We start from the raw sequence: 18433 nt of genomic DNA, 5'->3' as shown, positions 1-18433 counted from the left end.
CAAACGCGCTTGATGCGCCCGTTAACAGCGAGGTCGCATCATGCGCATCAGCGTCATCCAGATGAACCAGGGCAGTGACAAGCAGGCCAACCTGGACCAGGCGCGGCGGCTGATCGAGGGCGCCGTGGGCGCCGACCGGCCCGACCTGATCTCCCTGCCCGAGACCTGGACCAATCTGGGCGGCGGGCGCGAGGCGCGGGAGGCGGCGGCGGAAATCCTGCCCGAGCCCGGCGGCACTGGCGGCGTGGCCTATGAATTCCTGCGCTCGGTGGCGGTGGCCCATGGCATCACCGTGCATGGCGGCAGCATGATCGAGCGCGGGCCGGAAAAACTGTTCAACACGACGCTGGTTTTTGACCGCAACGGCGCGGAGATTGCGCGCTACCGGAAGATTCACCTTTTCGACATCACTGGCCCCGATGGCACCGGCTATCGCGAAAGCGCGCTTTATGGCGCGGGCGATAGGCTGGTCACCTGTCAGCTTGGCGATGTGACGCTAGGGCTGACCATTTGCTACGATATCCGCTTCGCCGAGCAATATATGGCGCTGCGGCGGATGGGGGCGGAGGTTATCTTCGTGCCCAGCAATTTCACCCTGCAGACCGGCAAGGATCATTGGGAGGTGATGCTGCGCAGCCGGGCCATTGAGAGCCAGTGCTGGATTGCCGCCGCCGCCAGTTGGGGCGGCTATGATGAACGCGGCGCGACCCGCTTCGTCTATGGTCATTCCCTGGTGGCCGACCCCTGGGGCCATGTGGTGGCCAAGGCCAGCGATGGCCAGGGCTGGGCCACCGCGCGGATCGACCCCGCGGTGACGGCGCGGGTGCGGCGCGATATGCCCGTGCTCGAACACCGCGATGCAAGGCGCCTATCCCTTTGAGCACGGGGCAGCGCATTGCCATTCTGGCCGGCAATTCCGATGGCGCGCAGGCGGCGCTGGAGCGGCTGGTTGCGCTCTATGGCAATTGCCCACCTGAGCAGGCAACGGCGCTGGTGGCGCTGGGCGGCGATGGCTTCATGCTGGAAACCCAGCACCGCTATCTCGGCCGCAATTTGCCGGTCTATGGCATGAATCGCGGCTCGGTTGGTTTCTTGATGAATGCCTATCGCGAGGAGCATTTGTTTGAGCGCGTGGCGGCGGCGCAATCAGCCAATCTGCACCCGCTGCGCATGCGCGCGCATACCGCCCATGCCACCCATGCCGCCCTGGCCATCAACGAGGTATCGCTGCTGCGCGAGACCCGGCAGACCGCCAAGCTGCGCATTCTGATCGATGGCAAGGAGCGGCTGGCCGAATTGGCCTGCGATGGCATTCTGGTGGCAACGCCGGCCGGCAGCACGGCCTATAACCTCTCGGCGCAGGGGCCGATTGTGCCGCTCTCGGCCAATCTTCTGCCGCTGACACCGATTTCGCCCTTCCGCCCCCGGCGCTGGCGCGGCGCGCTGCTGCCCGGCGATGCGCGGGTGGTGTTTGAGGTGCTGGAGCCGGACAAGCGCCCCGTTGCCGCGGTGGCCGATTATACCGAGGTGCGCGATGTGCGCCGGGTGGAGGTGCGCGAGGACCGCTCCATCACCCTCACCCTGCTGTTTGACCCGGATACCAACCTGTCGGAACGGATCCTGGCGGAGCAGTTCGCGGTGTGACCGACGGCCGGCTGATCTGGACCATCGCCGCGACTCAGGTGGTGGGCTGGGGCACGCTGTTCATCCCATTCGCCCTGGTGCTGGCGCCGATGGAGGCGGAGATGGGGTGGTCACGCTCGGCCATTGCCGGTGCCTTTACCTTGGGGTTGCTGGTCTCGGGGCTGGCGGCGGTGCCGGCAGGGCGCTGGGTGGACCGCTATGGCGGGCGTGGGCCGATTGCATGGGGGGGCTTGGCTGGGGCGGTGCTGCTGGCCTGCTGGGCCGGGGTGGGCAGCCTCACCGGGCTATACGCGGTGTGGTTGGCGCTGGGGGTGGTGCATGCCATGGCGCTCTGGGGGCCTGCCATGGCGGTGATGATGGCGGCGGCGCGCGAACCGGTGCGCTCCATCACCGCGCTCACCTTCATCACTGGCTTCACCGGCACGGTCTTCGTGCCCTTGGTCTCGGCGCTGGTGGAGGGGTTGGGCTGGCGCCAGGCGCTGCTGGTGCTGGCGCTGCTGCAGGCCTTGCCGGTGCCCCTGGCCATTTGGGGCCTGCCGAAAGCCGCGCGGGGGCGGGCCGCGGCGCCGGCGATGCGATTGGGGCCGGTGCTGCGGCGGCCGGCATTTTGGGGGCTGGCCACCTGCCTAGCCGCGCATGCCTTTATTGGCGTGGGGCTGGGGGCGCATTTGGTGCTGCTGCTGCGAGAGCGCGGCATTGCCGAGGGCTGGGTGATCACCCTGCTCGCGCTGCATGGGCCGTTTCAGGTGGCGGCCCGGGCGGTGCTGTTCATGCTGGGGGCGAGGGTGGGGGTGCTGGCGGTGGGGGTCTTCGCCGCAGCGCTGCTGCCAATTGGGCTGACTTGGCTGTGGCTGGCCGGGGACAGCCCGTGGTGGCTGCTGGGCTTCGTGCTGTGCTGGGCCATGGCGGATGGGCTGATGACGATTGTGCGCGCCACGGCGCCGGTGGAGTTGATGGGGCGCGAGGGCTATGGTGCCATCACTGGCGCGCTGAGTGCCATCACAGTGCTGCCGCGCGCGCTGGCACCCTCTGCCTTGGCGCTGGTGTGGCAATGGGGCGGCGGCTATGCGCCGGTGCCGGGGCTGCTGGCGGTGGTGGGGCTGGTGGCCGTGGCGGGGTTTGTGGTGGCGATCCGTGGGGAGCGCACCGAGGCTGGGCACGCTTAGCGCATTTTCAAGCCTTGCGACTTCGCAAGGCGACCCAGAAAATACGGTAAAACAGAGGCTAGAGCCGTTTCACCGTCTTCGCTCTCGGTGAAACGGCTCTAGCGCGAGGTGCCGAAATAATTGCCGATGCCGCCGCCAATGCTCAGCGTGGGCCCAGATGGAATGGCGGATGGCGCATCATCCCGACGCGCAGGCGCGGCGCAGGCGGCAAGGGCGAGGAGGAGCAAAAGGGTCATGCGCATGGCAGGGATATGGGCCGGCGGGCTCAACGCGGCAACAGGATACCGCGCCCGGCGAAAAAACCGCCAAATTGCCGGGGCGTGAGGCGCACATCGCGCTGTGTGGCAACGCTATCGCCCGAGGGGTTGTGGAAGCGCAGGCATCCCTCGCTGTCAGTCCCGAAAAGCAGCACGAGATGGCCGCCACGCCCCGGCGGTTGGCACTCCGGCCGGCGAATCGCCGGATGGACCGAGGCGATGATGAGGTGCGTCGTCAGCAGCCCGGCCAGTTTTCCGGCGGTGAGGTTAACCCGGATGGCGGCGGCGATATCTTGCGTTCGCAACCATTCCACGGCGCCCGCATAGATCAGGCCCTTGATGCCCTCTGGCGTTTCGACATAGCCGCCATGGCCCTGCACGGCGCGGCGCAGGGCATGGATGCTCCAGGTCTGGCCACGGCCGGCCAGCGCCATTTTCAGGCAGGCCATGCCGCAGAGATGATCGGCCCAAATTGCATATTCTGCTGCGGTCTGCGCGCCGCTGGCGGGCCAGGTCGGGTCTTGCGCGGCGTCGCGCCCGGCGAGGAAACCGCGAATGCGGCGAGGGCTTTCCCATTGGCCGAAATAGGGCGGGACAGCGCCCTGGCGGTTGCCGCCTTCGCTAGGCCGCATCGTTCAAGTGACAGGCCGAAAAATGCCCCGGCGCTATTTCGCGCAAGGCCGGCCGTTCAACCTTGCAGCGCGCCGTGGCATGCGCGCAGCGCGGATGGAAATGGCAGCCCTGGGGCGGGTTGAGCGGCGAGGGGATTTCGCCCTGCACCACGTTGAAGGCGCGGCGGCGCGCCTCGATCCGCGGCACTGCGGAGAGCAGCGACTGGGTATAGGGGTGGTTGGCCCGGGCGAAAATTTCTTCCGACGGGGCCTGCTCCACCACACGTCCGAGATACATGATGACCACACGGTCGGAGAGGTGTTCCACCACGCCCAGATCATGGCTGATGAAGAGGTAGGTCAGGTCCAGGTCGCGGCGGAGGTCCATGAATAGGTTCAGGATTTGCGCCTGGATGGACACATCGAGCGCCGCCACCGCCTCATCGCAGACGATGAATTCCGGCTGCACGGCCAAAGCCCGGGCAATGCCGATGCGCTGCCTTTGGCCGCCTGAGAATTGGTGCGGGTAGCGAGACTTGAAGGCGGGATCGAGGCCGGCGCGGCGCATTTGTGCATCGACATAGCCGGCCCATTCCGCCCGATTGGTCATGCCATGATAGAGCGGCGCCTCACCGACGATCTGCTCCACCTTCATCCGCGGGTTGAGCGAGGCGTAGGGGTCCTGAAAGATCATCTGGGTGCGCAGCTTGGCCTCGCGCCCTGCCGCTTCGGAGAGGGTTTTGGTATTGGCCCCGCGCCAAAACATCTCGCCCTCGCTGGGGGTCATGATGCCGGCCACCATGCGTCCGAGGGTGGATTTGCCGCAGCCGGATTCGCCCACGAGGCCGACAACCTCGCCCTTGCGGATGGCCAGGTCCACGCCATCCACCGCATGGACCACCTCCTGCTTCATCGGCAGGCCCAGCTTCTTGAGCGTGCGGCCGGCGAAGTCGAGCGTTTTTTCGAAGCGCTTGGTCAGGCCGCGCAGCTCGATGATGGTGTCGCTCATGCCGGCAGGATCTCGATATGGGGGTGAACGCAGCGGGCGAAGCGGCCGGGGGCGATTTCGGCCAGGCCGGGCATGGTCTCGCAGGCGGCGTCGGCGCGTTCGCAGCGGGTCTTGAAGGCGCAGCCGGGCGGCAGGGACATCAGGCTGGGCGTGGTGCCAGGAATTTGCCGCAGTGGCACGCCGCGCTTGTTGCGGCTGGGCACCGAGCCGATCAACCCATGGGTATAGGGGTGGAAGGGCACATCGAGCACCTGATCCACCGAGCCCTGCTCGACAATGCGCCCGGCATACATCACCGCGATATCATCGGCCAAACCCGCGACCACCGAGAGGTCATGGGTGATCCAGATCAGCGAGGTGCCGGTATTGGCCGCCAGTTTCTGAACCTCGGCGAGAATCTGGCCCTGGATGGTGACGTCCAAGGCCGTGGTGGGTTCATCGGCGATGATCAGGTCGGGCTGGTGCAACAGGGCGATGGCAATGGCCACGCGCTGGCGCATGCCGCCGGAGAATTGGTGCGGGTAGGATTTCAACCGCTCATCGGGGCTGGGAATACCCACCATGCCCAGCGCGTCACGGGCGCGTTGGCGGGCGGTTTCCCGGTCCACCTTCTGGTGTGCCTGCACCGTCTCGATCATCTGGGTATCGACGCGCAACACCGGGTTGAGCGTCATCATCGGGTCCTGGAAGATCATGGCGATGCGATTGCCGCGCAACTCGCGCAGCGCCGCCTCGCCCATGCCCACCAGATTGCGGCCCTTGAAGAGGATCTCACCGGAGACAATGCGCCCTGGCGCATCGACGAGGCCGATGATGGAAAAGCCGGTCACCGTCTTGCCGGAACCGGACTCGCCCACTAGGCCCATCACCTTGCCGCGGCCGACACTGAAAGACACGTCTTCAACGGCCTTCACCACGCCCGCGCGGGTGAAGAAATGAGTGGAGAGGCCTTTGACTTCGAGGGTACTCACTTCTTCAGCCTCGGATTCAACACGTCACGCATCTGGTCGCCCATCAGATTGATCGCCACGATGGTGATCAGCAAGGCGATGCCGGGATAAAAGCTGATCCAGTATTTGCCGCTCAGCATATACTCATAGCCATTGGCGATGAGCAGGCCGAGGGATGGTTCGGTGATCGGCACACCCAGGCCCAGAAAGGACAGCGTCGCCTCCAGCGCGATGGCGCGCGCGATCTGCATGGTGCCCACCACAATCAGCGGCGGCAGGCAATTGGGCAGCAAATGGTTGAACAGGATGCGCCGGGTGGGCAGGGCCAGGCACATCGCTGCCTCGATATATTCCCGCCGCCTTTCCACCAGGGCCGAACCGCGCACCGTGCGGGCGTAATAGGCCCATTCCACGATCACCAGCGCGATAACGACATTGAAGATGCCTTTGCCGAGAAAGGCCAGAATCATCAGCGCGGCCAGGATGGTGGGGAAGGATAATTGCAGGTCAACCAGGCGCATGATCATCGTATCGGTCCGCCCACCGGCATAAGCCGCGAGCAGCCCGAGCGATGCCCCCACCAGACAGGCGATCAAAGCGGACCCCACCCCCACCAACAATGAGATGCGCAAGCCATACATGATGCCCGAGAGCATATCGCGGCCCTGGTCATCGGTGCCCAGCCAATGGGTGATGCCCGAGCCACCCACACTGCCCGGCTCCAGCCGGCCATCCATAATGTCCAGCACGGCGAGGTCATAGGGGTCCTGCGGCGCGATCCAGGGCGCTAGTATCGCCACCAATGCTATGATGGCGAAAACCACCAACCCGCCCACCGCAAGCGGCGAGGCACAGAATTCCGAGACGAAGCGCCGAAACGGCGTCTCCACCTGCGGCACGGCTGCGGTCGCGCTCATGCCTTGGCCTCCAGCCGCACCCGCGGGTCGAGCACGGTGTAGAGAATATCCACCGCCAGATTGATGATGATGAACATCAGCACGATCATCATCAGATAAGCGACGATGACCGGCCTATCGAGCACATTGATGCTGTCGATGATCAGCTTGCCCATGCCCGGCCAGGCAAAGACGGATTCCGTCACCACGGAGAAGGCTATGGTGCCACCCAGTTCGAGGCCCACCACCGTCACCACCGGGATCATGATGTTCTTGAACACATGGACAAAGGTGACGCGGAATGGCGAGAGACCCTTGGCGCGGGCGAATTTCACGTAATCCATCAGCATCGTCTCGCGCACCCCGGCGCGGGTGAGGCGGATCACCAGGCTGATCTTGAACAGCGAGAGGTTGATGGCCGGCAGCAGGATATGGCTCAGCCCATCAAGCGTGAGAAAGGACCAGGGGATGCCAAACAGCAATGCCGTATCGCCCCTGCCGGTGCTGGGCAGCCAGCCCAGCTGCACAGCGAAGACCATGATGAGCATCAGCCCGACCCAGAAGGTGGGCAGCGAAAACCCCAGGATGGAGCCGGCCATAATGCCCTTGCTCAACGCGCGATTCGGCCGCAGCCCGGCATAAAGCCCCAACGGCAGGCCGATCAGAATGCTGAGAAACATCGAGCCAAAGGCCAATTCGAGCGTCGCCGGCATGCGCTGCAAAATCAACTGAATGGCAGGCTCGTTGAACACGAAGCTGCGGCCTAGATCACCCTGCAAAGCCTTGCCGACAAAGACCAGATATTGCTGCCACAGCGGCAGGTCCAAACCCAGCGCGCGGATGGCGCGCTCCTTCTCGATCTGGTCGGCATCCGGTGAGATGAGAATCTCAATCGGGTCACCCACCGCATAAACGCCGAGGAACACCAAAAGGCTCATCGCCACCAGCACGAAGCCGGATTGCATGAGCCGGCGCAGCAGATAGAGCGCCACTTAGCGGCCAGCCGCGGGGCGCACGCTTTGCGCCATGCTCAGCTCATCCACCCGCGGCGTGACGGTAAAGCCGCGCCGGGAAGCCCAGATATTGGTCTGGTTGTGCAGCGGAATGATGGCGAGATCCTCCAGCGCCAGGCGCTGCAAGGCGATCAACTGGGCAGCGCGGGCGCCGTTATCCAGTTCTCGCATTGCGGCCATCAGGCCCTGATCCAGCGCCTCATTGCAGTAGCGGCCGCGGTTGGAATTGCCCCAGCCCCGCTCCGGGCTTGGGCAGGCGATGAGGTTGCGCAGCGGGTGGCTGCCATCGGGGTTATTGCCCCAGCCCACCAGAAAGCTCGAGAATTCAGCCCGCGCGGCGCGGCCGATGAAGGTGGACCAAGTTTGCGCCTCCACCGTGGTGCGAATGCCCACCCGGGTCCACATCTGGCCAATGGCCTGGATGATGCGGCTGTCATTGGGGTAGCGGTCATTCGGCCCATGCAGGGTGATGCGGAAACCCTGCGGGAAGCCGGCCTCGGCCAGAAGCCGGCGGGCACCTTCGGGGTCATGCGCCTGGGCGGCCAGATCGGGCACATAGGCGAAGGTGCCCGGTGGCAGATACTGGCCAGCGGGGGTGGCGCTGCCCTCCATCACCCGAGAGGTGATGGCATTGCGATCGATCGCCATGGAGAGCGCGCGGCGCACCCGCACATCCTTCAGCGGGTTGCGCGCAATGGGCCGACCCTCATTGTCGGTGATGAAGGGCGAGGCATCGGTGCGGCCATGGTCGAGGCCGAGGAAGATGATCCGCAGCCCCATGATCTCGGACAGGCTGACGCGGGCATCGCTGCGCAGGCGCGCGAGGTCGGCGGTGGGCACCTGGTCGATCACATCGACATCGCCGGCCAGGAGTGCGGCCATGCGGGCGCTGTCATTGGTGATCATACGGTAGACCACGCGGGCGAAGGCCGGCGCCTCGCCGTGATAACCATCATTGCGCTCCAGCTCTATCCGGTCGCCATTGGCGTGGCGAACCAAGCGGAAGGGACCGGTGCCAATCGCCATCGCGCCGGAGTTGAACTGCTCGGTGGTGGCGTTGGCGTGGGTCTCGCGGTCCAGGATATAGAGGTTGGAGAGGTCCATCGGCAGCAGCGGATAGGGGCCGTTGGTGATGAAGCGGATGGTCAGCGGGTCCACCACCTCGATCCGAATGATGGGGCGGACGAAGCCTGCGAAACTGCTGGGGCTATTGGGCACCTGGGGGATGCGGGCGAAGGTGAAGGCCACATCATCGGCGGTGAAGGCATTGCCATTGTGAAAGCGCACACCCGGGCGGAGGCGGAATTCCCAGGTATCGGGCGCAACCGCGCTCCAGCTCAGCGCCAAGCCCGGGCGGAGCACGCCATTGGCGTCATCCTCGACCAGCTTGCCGAAGATCATGCCTGCGGCGGCGTTATTGGGGGAGAGCTGGTGGAAATGCGGGTCGAGGCTGGTGACCGGCGCGCCCACCGCCATGGTCAGGGTTTGCGCCTGGGCGCCAGCCAAACTCAGCGCCAGCCCGAAAGCGGCCAATACCAAACGCATATTCGTCTCCCTGCATGACGAAATTGTCACTAATTCCTAGCAGCGGCACCGGCCAGCGGCTAGGGGATGTCCAAGGTGTAGCGCATTCGCCCAGAGGCCGGCTATGCTCATGCAGCCGGCAAAGGGCTTGGCTAAAAGGCGGGTTTTGCCGCCGCCCTCAGCCCTTTTCGACCTCGCCGCCGGCTTCGGTCCAATCCTGCAAGCGGCCAAGGTTGCGCACATCACTATAGCCCATATCCTGCAGCGTCTTGCCCGCCAGGGCGGCACGCCCGCCGGAGGCGCAATGCACGATCACGGTCTTGGCCTCAGAGAAGGCCGGGTTGTGCATTGGGTGCGAGGCATCGGCGCGGAATTCGATCAGCCCGCGCGAGACATTCACCGCGCCGGGAATTTTACCGGTGGCGGCGAGTTCGGCGCTGTCGCGCAGGTCAACCACCAGCGTGCCGGGTTGGCCAGCCAGGGTGATCGCCTCGGCGCCCGAGATCTTCGGCACGGCAGCATGGGCGGCGTCGAGCATATCTTTGACGGTAAGCGGCATGGTGTTTCCCTTTTGGTTGTTGGTTTCAGCGCGGCATGCAGGCCAAGGCGGCCTCGAAGGCATCGAGCGTCAGGGCGACATCTGCCTGGGTATGGGCCAGCGACATATAGTATTTGCTGTCGCCCTTGAGGATGCCTCCGGCGCGCATATGGCGGTTCACATGGGCCTGGTAGCGGGCATTGGCGCGCTGCATGTCACGATAATTGGCGATCTCGCCACCGGCATAAACCACGTCGAACAGCACGGGTTCGCCCACCACCTGGGCTGCGATGCCCGCATCCTTGATGCGGGCGGTGAGGCCCTCCATCATCCACCGCCCAAGCGCGAAGACACCCTCATAGGCGCCAGGCTCGCGCAGCACCTCCAGCGTGGCGAGGCCGGCGGCCGCGGCGATGGGGTTGCCCGAGAGGGTGCCCACCTGCATCAGGAATTTGTCGTCGCCCACCTTCGCACGGTCAAAATGCGCCATGATGTCGGCACGTCCGGCAATGGCGGCGAGCGGGAAGCCGCCGCCGATGATCTTGCCGAGCGTGCAAAGGTCCGGCGTCACGCCATAATAGCTCTGCGCGCCGCCATAGGCGAAGCGAAAGCCGGTCACCACCTCGTCGAAAATCAGCGGAATGCCATATCGGGCGGTGGCCTCGCGCACTGCCGCCAGGAAGCCGGGCTTGGGCGGGATCAGCCGCTGAAACGGCTCCAGAATCACGCCGCCGAGTTCATCGTGATGTGCCTCGATCAGCGCCAGCATCGCGTCGATATCATTATAGGGCGCGACCAGCATGTCATCGGCGATATGGGCGGGAATGCCGGCCGAATCGGGGATGGCCTGGGGGAAATTCGCCTCGCGCTTGGGGGAGAGCGACATCAGCCCATGGTCGCTCATGCCATGATAGCCGCCTTCGAATTTCAGGATTTTCTCCCGGCCACGAAAGGCGCGGGCAAGGCGCATGGCGTACATATCGGCCTCAGAGCCGCTGGAGACGAAGCGCACCTGGTCGGCACAGGCCACGGCATCGACAATCGCCTCGGCCAGCCGGATGCCGGCGGGGTTATTGGCGAAGAAGGTGGTGCCGCGCGGCACCTGCTCCATCACCGCCGCCGTCACCGCCGGATGGGCATGGCCGATGAACATGGGGCCCGAGCCCAAGAGAAAATCGATATAGCCCCGCCCCGCAGTGTCGCGCACATGGACGCCCTGCCCTTCCACCAGGGTCAGGCCGGCCATATTGCCGAAATGCCCACCTGGGAGCACGCGGTTGGCGGTGTCGAGCAGTGAATCCATCAGCGGCATTCCAATATGCGTATGTCGTAAACAGGGTGTTCCAGCGTGTTGACCGCCGGGGCATTGGCGAACATCCAGCCGCGAAAGGCCGGGGCGCTGCCGGCGGCGGCCCGGCTATCGGTGATTTGCATCCAGGCTGCGGCATCGGGCACCTCATCGGCCGGCCTGGCATTGCAGGCGCTGAGCAGGATAGTGAGCGTGCCAAAGCTGGCCGGCTGGCCGATGCGGGCCGAAAGCACGGTGACGCGCGCCGTCACCTTGTCCAGCGCCTGAAGCTGGGCCTGCTGGCGGGGCGCCCAGCTTTGCGCCAGGGCCAGGTCAGGCAGCAGCAACACGCACAGCGCCAGCCAAAACGCTCTCACGCCGCGCGCCGCCGGGGCGAGGGCAGGCCGGCCACCAGATCGGCCATGATGCGGCGCATCGCGCGCTCATCCACGCCCATGATCACCGCATCTTCCAGCATATCGGCCAGCATTTGCGCCGCCTCAGCATGGTTCTCGGCCAGGACCTTGAGCTTTTCGCGGCATGAGAGGGGGTTGCCATCGGCGCCGGGCCAGGTCTCGGGCGGGTTCACCGGGGCGCGGCCGTGGCGGGGGCTGCGGTCTCGGCATTGGCGGCGGCGGGTTGGTTCATCTGGGTGACCGAGAAGATGAAGCGGCCAAGCAGCGATTCCAGGCTGACCGAGCCTTGGGTCTCGGTGATGCGGCCGCCCTCGGCCAGCACCCGCTCGGCCCCGCCGGGCACGATGGAGAGGTATTTGCCGCCCAGCAGCCCATCCGAACTGACCTCAGCGCTGCTATCGCTGGGCAGGCGCAGGCTGCGATCCACCCGCATGCCGACCACGGCATTGAAGCTTTGCGGGTCGATGCTGCTGGAGACGACGCTGCCCACCTTCACGCCGGCAATGCGCACATCGGCACCATTCACCAGGCCATCGATGCGGTCGAATTGCGCGGTGAGCAGCATGCCGCCCGGCTGGGCGCCGCGGCCGCCATGGGCCACGGCGTAGAACAGGAAGGCGGCCGCCACGGCAAGCACGCCGGCGCCGGTCATGATTTCAAGGGCGGAACGCCCCTTCACGGTGTCCACGCTTCATAGTCGCCACCCGTCACCCGGCGTTGCCCGCCGGAATAATCATGCCCCTTGGGGCGCCAGGCGCCAGCCGTGCCGGTCAGGTTGGGCTGATGCTCCTTCTGCCAGGGCAGGCGAGCGGCCTCATCCAGCGGCGCATCCGTGGTGTGGTGCAGCCAGGCATGCCATTCCGCCGGCACCTTGGTGGGGTCCTGGCCATGGGCGGTGACCACATAGCGGCGCTTGCGGTTATACACCGGCAGCGTCTTGCGCGCTTCGTAATAGGTATTGCCAAAACGGTCCTGGCCGATTTTGCGGGCGGTCAGGCGGGCGTGGAGCATCTCGAGGATCGACATAGGTTGAGCATGCCATGGCGCGTCGCAGCACGCCAGCGCGGCGTGTTTGTCCACAAGGTTTTGTGGTTCAATCCGCCAAGACCTACCAGATACGGCTTTCACCGGGGAAAATCCCGGCATAGTCTCATCCCTATGGCACGCATAAACGGCACATTGTGGGAAGGGATGGCGCTGGCACGCCACAGGCTGGGGGCGGACCCGGATGCGGCGCTTCGCGCCGTGGCCATCCCGGCAGGTTGGCCAGTGGAAGCGGGTGAGGCGCTGGCAGGGCTGGTGCCGGGCAGCCGGCCCATCAGCCTGCCCCGCGCCGCCGAGGCCTGGATTCAGCGCGCTCTCAGCCGTGGCCGCAAGGCCGGGCTCATGGATGATTCCGCGGCCAATCACCTGGCCGAGGGGCTGCGCGCGCTCCTGATCACCCGCAGGGGCGCGCCTGGCGCCGAGGTCTGGCGCGGCACGGCCGCCGAGGCACGCTATGTGCTGAACCTGCCTGCCTTCCTTGATGCCGATGCCAGCTTCGACCTGGAGGGTTTTGCCGAAGCCGTGGTGTTGGGGGTGCGCTTCCTTGACGCCCTGGGCAATGGCCGCGCGGGCCGACTTCGCTTGGGTTTTTGCGATATGGCCGGGCTGCTGGCGGCGCTGGGCCTTGCCTATGACAGTGATGAGGGCCGGCGCGTGGCCGCTGGCTTGGCCGCGCTGATGCGGGGCGTGGCTGAGGGCGAGAGCGCTGCCATGGCCGCGCGGATGGGCGCGCGTGAGCCTGTGGCCCTGCTCTGGCCCGCACCGCCCGACACCACCGCCCTGCCCGGCCTGGCCGAGGCCGCGAGTGCCGCGCTGCAGGCCGTGGGCGCCTGCCATGGCCTGCGCCATGGCGCGATCATCGCCCTGACCCCGGCCGATGCCGCAGAGGCGCTGCTGGGCGCCGAGACCGCCGGGCTCTTCCCCGCCGCCGGCAGCACCCGGGCGGTTTATACTGCAACCGGCGCCACCGAAATTCCCACCCGGGCCGCGCTCGCCGCCGCCCGGATGGCGCCGCACAGGGTGGGGCAATTGCTCGCGCCGGTATCCGAAACCGCGCGGAAAACGATGGCCGAGGCGGTGCTGCCCTTCCTGCATGCCGCGCCGCCGGCGCCGGTGGCGGTGCCCGGGCCGCCGCGCGCGCATGTGGAACGCCCGGCGGCGCGCGGCCTGCTGGCGCATCCGCGCAGCACCGGCGGCAGCTTCCACGCCTCGGTGGGCGGCCACCGCGTGGCGATGCGCACCGCCGAGGATGCCGAGGGCAAGCTGCGCGAATTGGCCTTCAGCCTGGCCAAGGAGGGCGCGGCCTATCGCTCGCTGATGGATGCCTTCGCCCAGGCGGTGACGATTGGCCTGAGCCATGGCGTGGCGCTGGATGATTATGTGACGGCCTTCTCCTATACGCGCTTTGGCCCGGCCGGCGTGGTGGAGGGCGATGGCGAGATCACCCAGGCGACATCGGTGCTGGATTGGGCCTTTCGGCGGCTGGCGGCGGATTATCTCGGCCGGGCGGATTTGCCCCAGCCGAGCGAGGCCGATTGCGCGCCCGACAGCCTGAGCACCGCAGCACAGCAATCACCGCTGCTGCCGCTGGACCTTCCCCTCACCTCGGCGCCAGAGGCGCGGCGCCGCAATTTCCGCATTGTCGCCTGAAAAGGATCATTCCATGAGCATCGACGCGAAGCTGGCCGAACTCGGCATCACCCTGCCCGAGGCAGCAGCGCCCATCGCCAATTACGTGGGCTATAATGTGAGCGGCAACCTCGTTGTGGTTTCCGGCCAGATCCCGCTGAAGGATGGCCGCGTGGCCTATACCGGCAAGGTGGGCGTGAGCGTGACGCCTGAGGTGGCCAAGGAGGCCGCTGCGCTGTGCTTCATCAATGTGATGGCGCAGCTCAAGGCCGCCTGTGGTGGCGATCTGGGCCGGGTGAAGAAGGTGCTGCGGCTGGGTGGTTTCATTGCGGCACCGGCCGATTTCACCGGCCATGCGCCCATTATGAACGGCGCTTCTGACCTTTGCGTGGCGGTGTTCGGCGATGCCGGGCGGCATGCGCGCACCACCATCGGCGTGCCCAGCCTGCCGGCCGATGCCTGCTGCGAGGTGGAGGCGCTGGTGGAGATTTCGCCGGCCTGAGGCTGGGGTGATCCCCCGCAGGCGCGTATTCCACGTCGCCGCTTTCTGATTGACGCGGCGCCATACAGGGGCATCTTCCCATCATGCCGGATGCCTCACCCGAATATACACTCAGCCTGCATCCGCGGATCGCGGAGATCGACCCGGCGGATTGGGATGGCTGCGCCGGGGGAAACCCATTTGTGAGCCACGCCTTCCTCTCGGCGCTGGAGGATAGTGGCAGCACCGGCGAGCGCACCGGCTGGTATCCGCAGCACGCCGTCTTGCGCGATGCGGCGGGGCTGCTGGTGGGCTGCGCCCCCTGCTACGCCAAGGCGAATTCCTATGGCGAATATGTCTTTGATCACGGTTGGGCCAATGCCTATGAGCGGGCGGGCGGCAGCTATTACCCCAAGCTGCAGGTGGCGGCCCCCTTCTCACCCGTGCCGGGCCCGCGGCTGCTGACCAGGCCCGACCACCCGCATGCGCTGGGCGCCCTGGCCGCGGGGCTGCGCCAGGCGATGGCGGCGCAAAAATGCTCCTCCATCCACATCACCTTTTGCACCCGGCCCGAATGGGATGCGCTGGGCGAGGCCGGCTGGCTGCAGCGCATCGGCACCCAATTCCACTGGACCAATGAGGGCTTTGCCAGCTTCGATGATTTTCTGGCCAAGATGAGCAGCCGCAAGCGCAAGCAGATCAAGCGCGAGCGGCGCGATGCGGCGGCCCAGGGCCTCAACTTCCGCGCCTTGCAGGGCGCCGAGATCACCCCCGCCATCTGGCGCCGCTTCCATGATTTCTATCGCAATACCACCGACCGCAAATGGGGCAGCGCCTATCTGCATGGCCGCTTCTGGGGCTTGCTGGGCGAGCGCCTGGGCGAGCGGGTGGTGCTGATGCTGGCCGAGCGCGATGGCGAGGCGGTGGCCGGCGCGCTCAACCTTTGGGGCGAGGATGCGCTTTATGGCCGCAATTGGGGGTCGACCGTGGAGGTGCCCTTCCTGCATTTCGAACTCTGCTATTATCAGGCGATCGATTTCGCCATTGCCCATGGCATTTCCCGCGTCGAGGCTGGCGCCCAGGGCGAGCACAAAATCCAGCGCGGCTATTTGCCGGTGGAGACCTATTCGGCGCATTGGATTGACCATCGCGGCCTGCGCCATGCAGTGGCGGATTTCCTGGAGCAGGAACGCCCGGCGATGCGGGCGCAGATGGCTGAACTGGCCACGCTTTCGCCTTTCAAACAGGATGACACTTGCGACTAGCCTATGCCCAGTTGGCGTTGGCCATGATCCTGGTCGGCGCCAATGTCGGCGTGGCGAAGGTTTTGGCCGAGAGCCTGCCCATCGCGCTCATTGCCTGCCTGCGTTGCATGCTCGCCTGTGTGGTGCTCTGGCCCCTGGCGCGGGGGCTGGAGGGGTTTCCGGCGCTGCGGCCGCCGGTGCTGAAAAACCTGTTCTTCCAGGCGATTTTCGGCACGGCCATCTACAATGCCGGACTGCTGGCGGGGCTGCGCTTTACCACGGCGCTGGAGGGGGGGCTGGTGCTGGCCACCCTGCCGGCCGTGGTGGCGCTGGGGAGTTTTTTGCTCCTGCGCGAGCGGTTATTGCCCCGGCAATGGGCAGCGGCCGCCTTGGCCGGGGCAGGCATGGCCGCCATCACCCTTGCTCGTCTGAGTGGTGAGGCCGGCGGCTCGCTGCTGGGCAATGCGCTCATTTTCCTCGGCGTGTGCGGTGAGGCGGGGTACGTGCTGCTGGCCAAACGCATTGCCGGCCAGGCGCCGGTGATCACCGCCAGTTTCTGGATGCAGGCGTTTTCCGCCGCGGTGCTGCTGCCCTTCGCGCTGCCGGGGTTTTCGGCGCTGGGAGCGCTGGGCGGGGGGCAGATTGCGCTTTTGCTGGTGTTCCATTCGCTGACGGCAAGCGTGCTGTGCCTGCTGCTTTGGTATCGGGGGTTGAGGCGCGTGCCGGCTGGGGTGGCGGGGGTATTTACGGCATTTTTGCCGGCGAGTGCGGCGGTTGTGGCGGTGGTGTTTTTGGGTGAGACTATAAATCTCACGCATGGAATTGGCTTTGCTCTGATGATGGTGTCGATGCTGTTGGTGACCTGGCCTTCTCGCCGATGAGGGCTTGGTTCGCCTGCTCAGGAACGGATTTCTTGGCGCATGACCCTGCGGATATCGTCGGACGTCTAGCCTCAGCCCAGCAAGGGCGCGGTTTTTCCGGCTCGGCCGAGCAGGAGGAGGCGTGGCAGCATCAGGTCGCCACGCTGCGCGCTGCTCTCGCTGCCCATGACAGCGCCGAATGGACGTTAGCCCTGGAATTTGACTTAGTAAGGCTAGAGAAGCGCATCGATGCGGTGCTGCTAACCGACCGCGCTATCTTGTGCATGGAATTCAAGCTGAAGGATCGCTCGCCAGCGGCCAAGCGGGAGGCCGAGGATTACGCGCTCGATTTGCGCGACTTCCATGCCGGTAGCAGGGCGCATCCCATAGTGCCGGTGCTGGTGACCGGCGGCGCGCCGGTGGGGGCGCCGCAGCCAAGCCTTTTCCTTGATCCTGTATTAGCCCCCATCCATTGCACCGACATCGAACTGGCCCAGGCCATCGGCTGGGTACAGGCGCATGCGCCTGTCCCTGTACCTCCGCTCAATGGGCAAGCCTGGCTCAAGGCAGAGTATCGGCCAGTTCCCACAATTATCGAAGCCGCCAAGCGCTTGTACAACAACCACGGCGTGGCCGAAATCGCCGCCGCAGGGGCAGACCGGGCCAGCCTCGCCCGCACCTCCGCCGCCATTGAACGCGCCATCACGCGCGCGCGGGCGGCCAGCGAGCGCATAGCAGTGTTTGTTACGGGTGTTCCGGGCGCCGGAAAAACGCTGTGTGGTCTTCACACGGTTTTCGCCAAGGAGCGTGAGGAGCACGCGGCCTTTCTGACCGGTAATGCCCCGTTGGTGGCGGTGTTGCGCGCAGCACTGGAGATGGATGCGAAGGAGAGGACAGGGGCAAATGGTTGGGAACCGCGCCGAAGCGCCAGGACCAACCTGCAAAACGTTCACAAGTTTCTGGAGGACAATATCGCCTCCCATAAAGTCCCACCCGAGCACATTCTTGTTTTCGATGAAGCCCAGCGCGCCTGGGACGAGGCCAAGGCAAAAGCCCCGGCTCGTAACCGGCGCACAGACAACGTTAGTAAACTGACTATGAGCGAACCGGCCCATACCCTGGACATCATGTCCCGCCCCCCCGGCTGGGCTGTGGTGGTGGCACTCATCGGCAATGGCCAGGAGATCAACACAGGAGAGGCAGGCCTGGAGGAATGGGGCCGCGTTCTGCCGCAATTCGGCTGGTCGGCCGTGGCCGCGCCCCGCGCCCTGGGCGGTCCGGACGCAACCCAACGCTTGGCCCAGGAGCATCCTGCCTGGCTCACCATAGACCCCGACCTCGATCTCACAATGCCCATCCGCAGCCTGCGCACCGACCAGAGTGCGGCATGGGTGGATGCGGTGCTGAGAGGTGGCAGCGCCGCGGCGGCGCGCGCCATCGCCGAAGACGTTGCGGAGTTTCCTTTTTTCCTCACCCGCGAGTTGGAGGAGATGCGCAGGGCGTTGCAACACTTTGCCCGCGGCAATCGCCGCCCCGGCCTGATGCGCAGCTCTGGCGCCAAGCGGTTGCGCGCTGATGGCCTTGGCCCCGAGGTCACGTCAAAGGAAGTGCCGGACTGGTTCCTGCGCCGCTGGCCCGATATCCGTGGATCCGACGCGCTGGAAGTCGCTGCGACCGAATATGCCTGCCAAGGGCTGGAACTGGACGTGGCAGGCCTGGCCTGGGGTGGTGATTTCATCCGCGGCGATGCGGTTTGGCTGGCACGGCGTTTTGCTGGTTCGGACTGGCAAATGGATCGGAAGGAATTCGATTTCGTCCGCAACACCTATCGCGTTCTATTAACCCGCGCCCGCGGCGAGACGG

Annotated in this window: 21 protein-coding genes; 8 read left to right on the top strand and 13 right to left on the bottom strand. The window is 65.9% G+C overall.

From position 1 onward, the window contains the following. Positions 1-40 precede the first annotated feature (40 nt). From ABWP84_RS12140 to ABWP84_RS12130, 3 genes are read left to right on the top strand one after another with little or no spacing between them, the layout of a single operon-like run. Positions 41-880, top strand: a complete 840-nt coding sequence (locus ABWP84_RS12140) for a carbon-nitrogen hydrolase family protein (RefSeq protein ID WP_353212298.1) — start codon at positions 41-43, stop codon at positions 878-880. Continuing rightward, a complete protein-coding gene (locus ABWP84_RS12135) occupies positions 877-1644 on the top strand; it encodes an NAD kinase (protein ID WP_353212297.1) in 768 nt (255 codons plus the stop codon). The genes ABWP84_RS12140 and ABWP84_RS12135 overlap by 4 nt, the downstream gene beginning before the upstream one ends. After that, the gene (locus tag ABWP84_RS12130; protein WP_353212296.1) at positions 1641-2810 is read left to right on the top strand and encodes an MFS transporter; all 1170 of its coding nucleotides are present in this window, start codon (positions 1641-1643) and stop codon (positions 2808-2810) included. The genes ABWP84_RS12135 and ABWP84_RS12130 overlap by 4 nt, the downstream gene beginning before the upstream one ends. Positions 2811-2908: 98 nt before the next feature. Here ABWP84_RS12130 and ABWP84_RS12125 read toward each other — a convergent pair whose 3' ends face one another. From ABWP84_RS12125 to ABWP84_RS12065, 13 genes are all read right to left on the bottom strand, one after another. After that, positions 2909-3046, bottom strand: coding sequence for a hypothetical protein (locus ABWP84_RS12125; protein WP_353212295.1), 138 nt, complete (start codon positions 3044-3046; stop codon positions 2909-2911). Positions 3047-3075: 29 nt separating this feature from the next. Continuing rightward, positions 3076-3699 carry a hypothetical protein gene (locus ABWP84_RS12120; protein WP_353212294.1) on the bottom strand — a complete coding sequence of 208 codons (624 nt, stop codon included), beginning with the start codon at positions 3697-3699 and terminating at the stop codon, positions 3076-3078. Further along, on the bottom strand, positions 3689-4687 hold the full coding sequence (locus ABWP84_RS12115) for an oligopeptide/dipeptide ABC transporter ATP-binding protein (RefSeq protein WP_353212293.1): 999 nt from the start codon (positions 4685-4687) through the stop codon (positions 3689-3691). The genes ABWP84_RS12120 and ABWP84_RS12115 overlap by 11 nt, the downstream gene beginning before the upstream one ends. Further along, positions 4684-5658 carry an ABC transporter ATP-binding protein gene (locus tag ABWP84_RS12110; RefSeq protein WP_353212292.1) on the bottom strand — a complete coding sequence of 325 codons (975 nt, stop codon included), beginning with the start codon at positions 5656-5658 and terminating at the stop codon, positions 4684-4686. The genes ABWP84_RS12115 and ABWP84_RS12110 overlap by 4 nt, the downstream gene beginning before the upstream one ends. Then, positions 5655-6554, bottom strand: coding sequence for an ABC transporter permease (locus ABWP84_RS12105; protein WP_353212291.1), 900 nt, complete (start codon positions 6552-6554; stop codon positions 5655-5657). The genes ABWP84_RS12110 and ABWP84_RS12105 overlap by 4 nt, the downstream gene beginning before the upstream one ends. Next, complete coding sequence (locus ABWP84_RS12100) at positions 6551-7525, bottom strand: ABC transporter permease (RefSeq protein ID WP_353212290.1); 975 nt, start codon at positions 7523-7525, stop codon at positions 6551-6553. Before ABWP84_RS12100 ends, ABWP84_RS12105 begins: the two co-directional genes overlap by 4 nt. Then, the gene (locus tag ABWP84_RS12095; protein WP_353212289.1) at positions 7526-9091 is read right to left on the bottom strand and encodes an ABC transporter substrate-binding protein; all 1566 of its coding nucleotides are present in this window, start codon (positions 9089-9091) and stop codon (positions 7526-7528) included. 157 nt (positions 9092-9248) lie between these two features. Next, positions 9249-9629, bottom strand: coding sequence for a rhodanese-like domain-containing protein (locus ABWP84_RS12090; protein ID WP_353212288.1), 381 nt, complete (start codon positions 9627-9629; stop codon positions 9249-9251). A gap of 25 nt (positions 9630-9654) precedes the next feature. Then, positions 9655-10911: an aminotransferase class III-fold pyridoxal phosphate-dependent enzyme gene (locus ABWP84_RS12085; RefSeq protein WP_353212287.1), complete on the bottom strand. Its 1257-nt coding sequence runs from the start codon at positions 10909-10911 to the stop codon at positions 9655-9657. Then, complete coding sequence (locus ABWP84_RS12080; RefSeq protein WP_353212286.1) at positions 10911-11273, bottom strand: DUF2155 domain-containing protein; 363 nt, start codon at positions 11271-11273, stop codon at positions 10911-10913. Before ABWP84_RS12080 ends, ABWP84_RS12085 begins: the two co-directional genes overlap by 1 nt. Beyond that, on the bottom strand, positions 11270-11485 hold the full coding sequence (locus tag ABWP84_RS12075) for a hypothetical protein (protein WP_353212285.1): 216 nt from the start codon (positions 11483-11485) through the stop codon (positions 11270-11272). Before ABWP84_RS12075 ends, ABWP84_RS12080 begins: the two co-directional genes overlap by 4 nt. Continuing rightward, positions 11482-12000, bottom strand: a complete 519-nt coding sequence (gene mlaD, locus ABWP84_RS12070) for an outer membrane lipid asymmetry maintenance protein MlaD (RefSeq protein WP_353212284.1) — start codon at positions 11998-12000, stop codon at positions 11482-11484. Before mlaD ends, ABWP84_RS12075 begins: the two co-directional genes overlap by 4 nt. Beyond that, positions 11988-12338: an NADH-ubiquinone oxidoreductase subunit NDUFA12 family protein gene (locus tag ABWP84_RS12065; RefSeq protein WP_353212283.1), complete on the bottom strand. Its 351-nt coding sequence runs from the start codon at positions 12336-12338 to the stop codon at positions 11988-11990. The genes mlaD and ABWP84_RS12065 overlap by 13 nt, the downstream gene beginning before the upstream one ends. Positions 12339-12470: 132 nt before the next feature. On the opposite strand from ABWP84_RS12065, the gene ABWP84_RS12060 reads away from it, so the two are divergent. The 5 genes from ABWP84_RS12060 to ABWP84_RS12040 form a co-directional block, all read left to right on the top strand. Further along, a complete protein-coding gene (locus ABWP84_RS12060) occupies positions 12471-14006 on the top strand; it encodes a hypothetical protein (protein WP_353212282.1) in 1536 nt (511 codons plus the stop codon). Between the two features lie 13 nt (positions 14007-14019). Then, a complete protein-coding gene (locus ABWP84_RS12055) occupies positions 14020-14487 on the top strand; it encodes a RidA family protein (RefSeq protein ID WP_353212281.1) in 468 nt (155 codons plus the stop codon). An 83-nt stretch (positions 14488-14570) separates the two neighbouring features. Next, positions 14571-15731, top strand: coding sequence for a GNAT family N-acetyltransferase (locus ABWP84_RS12050; RefSeq protein ID WP_353212280.1), 1161 nt, complete (start codon positions 14571-14573; stop codon positions 15729-15731). Between the two features lie 23 nt (positions 15732-15754). After that, complete coding sequence (locus ABWP84_RS12045) at positions 15755-16591, top strand: DMT family transporter (RefSeq protein ID WP_353212279.1); 837 nt, start codon at positions 15755-15757, stop codon at positions 16589-16591. A 368-nt stretch (positions 16592-16959) separates the two neighbouring features. Further along, a partial coding sequence (locus ABWP84_RS12040) for a DNA/RNA helicase domain-containing protein (protein WP_353212278.1) occupies positions 16960-18433 on the top strand: 1474 nt, incomplete at its 3' end.

The organism is Rhodovarius sp., from assembly GCF_040399605.1.
Classification (GTDB): domain Bacteria; phylum Pseudomonadota; class Alphaproteobacteria; order Acetobacterales; family Acetobacteraceae; genus Rhodovarius; species Rhodovarius crocodyli_A.
The sequence above is the reverse complement of the archived record's forward strand: the minus strand, read 5'-3'. Positions and strand labels throughout refer to the sequence as shown.

Coding starts and splice junctions, on each gene's coding strand:
- ABWP84_RS12095 (WP_353212289.1), bottom strand. CDS start 9,091: ATGCGTTTGGTATTGGCCGCTTTCGGGCTGGCGCTGAGTTTGGCTGGC.
- ABWP84_RS12140 (WP_353212298.1), top strand. CDS start 41: ATGCGCATCAGCGTCATCCAGATGAACCAGGGCAGTGACAAGCAGGCC.
- ABWP84_RS12115 (WP_353212293.1), bottom strand. CDS start 4,687: ATGAGCGACACCATCATCGAGCTGCGCGGCCTGACCAAGCGCTTCGAA.
- ABWP84_RS12120 (WP_353212294.1), bottom strand. CDS start 3,699: ATGCGGCCTAGCGAAGGCGGCAACCGCCAGGGCGCTGTCCCGCCCTAT.
- ABWP84_RS12105 (WP_353212291.1), bottom strand. CDS start 6,554: ATGAGCGCGACCGCAGCCGTGCCGCAGGTGGAGACGCCGTTTCGGCGC.
- ABWP84_RS12050 (WP_353212280.1), top strand. CDS start 14,571: ATGCCGGATGCCTCACCCGAATATACACTCAGCCTGCATCCGCGGATC.
- ABWP84_RS12055 (WP_353212281.1), top strand. CDS start 14,020: ATGAGCATCGACGCGAAGCTGGCCGAACTCGGCATCACCCTGCCCGAG.
- ABWP84_RS12065 (WP_353212283.1), bottom strand. CDS start 12,338: ATGTCGATCCTCGAGATGCTCCACGCCCGCCTGACCGCCCGCAAAATC.
- ABWP84_RS12060 (WP_353212282.1), top strand. CDS start 12,471: ATGGCACGCATAAACGGCACATTGTGGGAAGGGATGGCGCTGGCACGC.
- ABWP84_RS12045 (WP_353212279.1), top strand. CDS start 15,755: ATGATCCTGGTCGGCGCCAATGTCGGCGTGGCGAAGGTTTTGGCCGAG.
- ABWP84_RS12125 (WP_353212295.1), bottom strand. CDS start 3,046: ATGACCCTTTTGCTCCTCCTCGCCCTTGCCGCCTGCGCCGCGCCTGCG.
- ABWP84_RS12085 (WP_353212287.1), bottom strand. CDS start 10,911: ATGGATTCACTGCTCGACACCGCCAACCGCGTGCTCCCAGGTGGGCAT.
- ABWP84_RS12090 (WP_353212288.1), bottom strand. CDS start 9,629: ATGCCGCTTACCGTCAAAGATATGCTCGACGCCGCCCATGCTGCCGTG.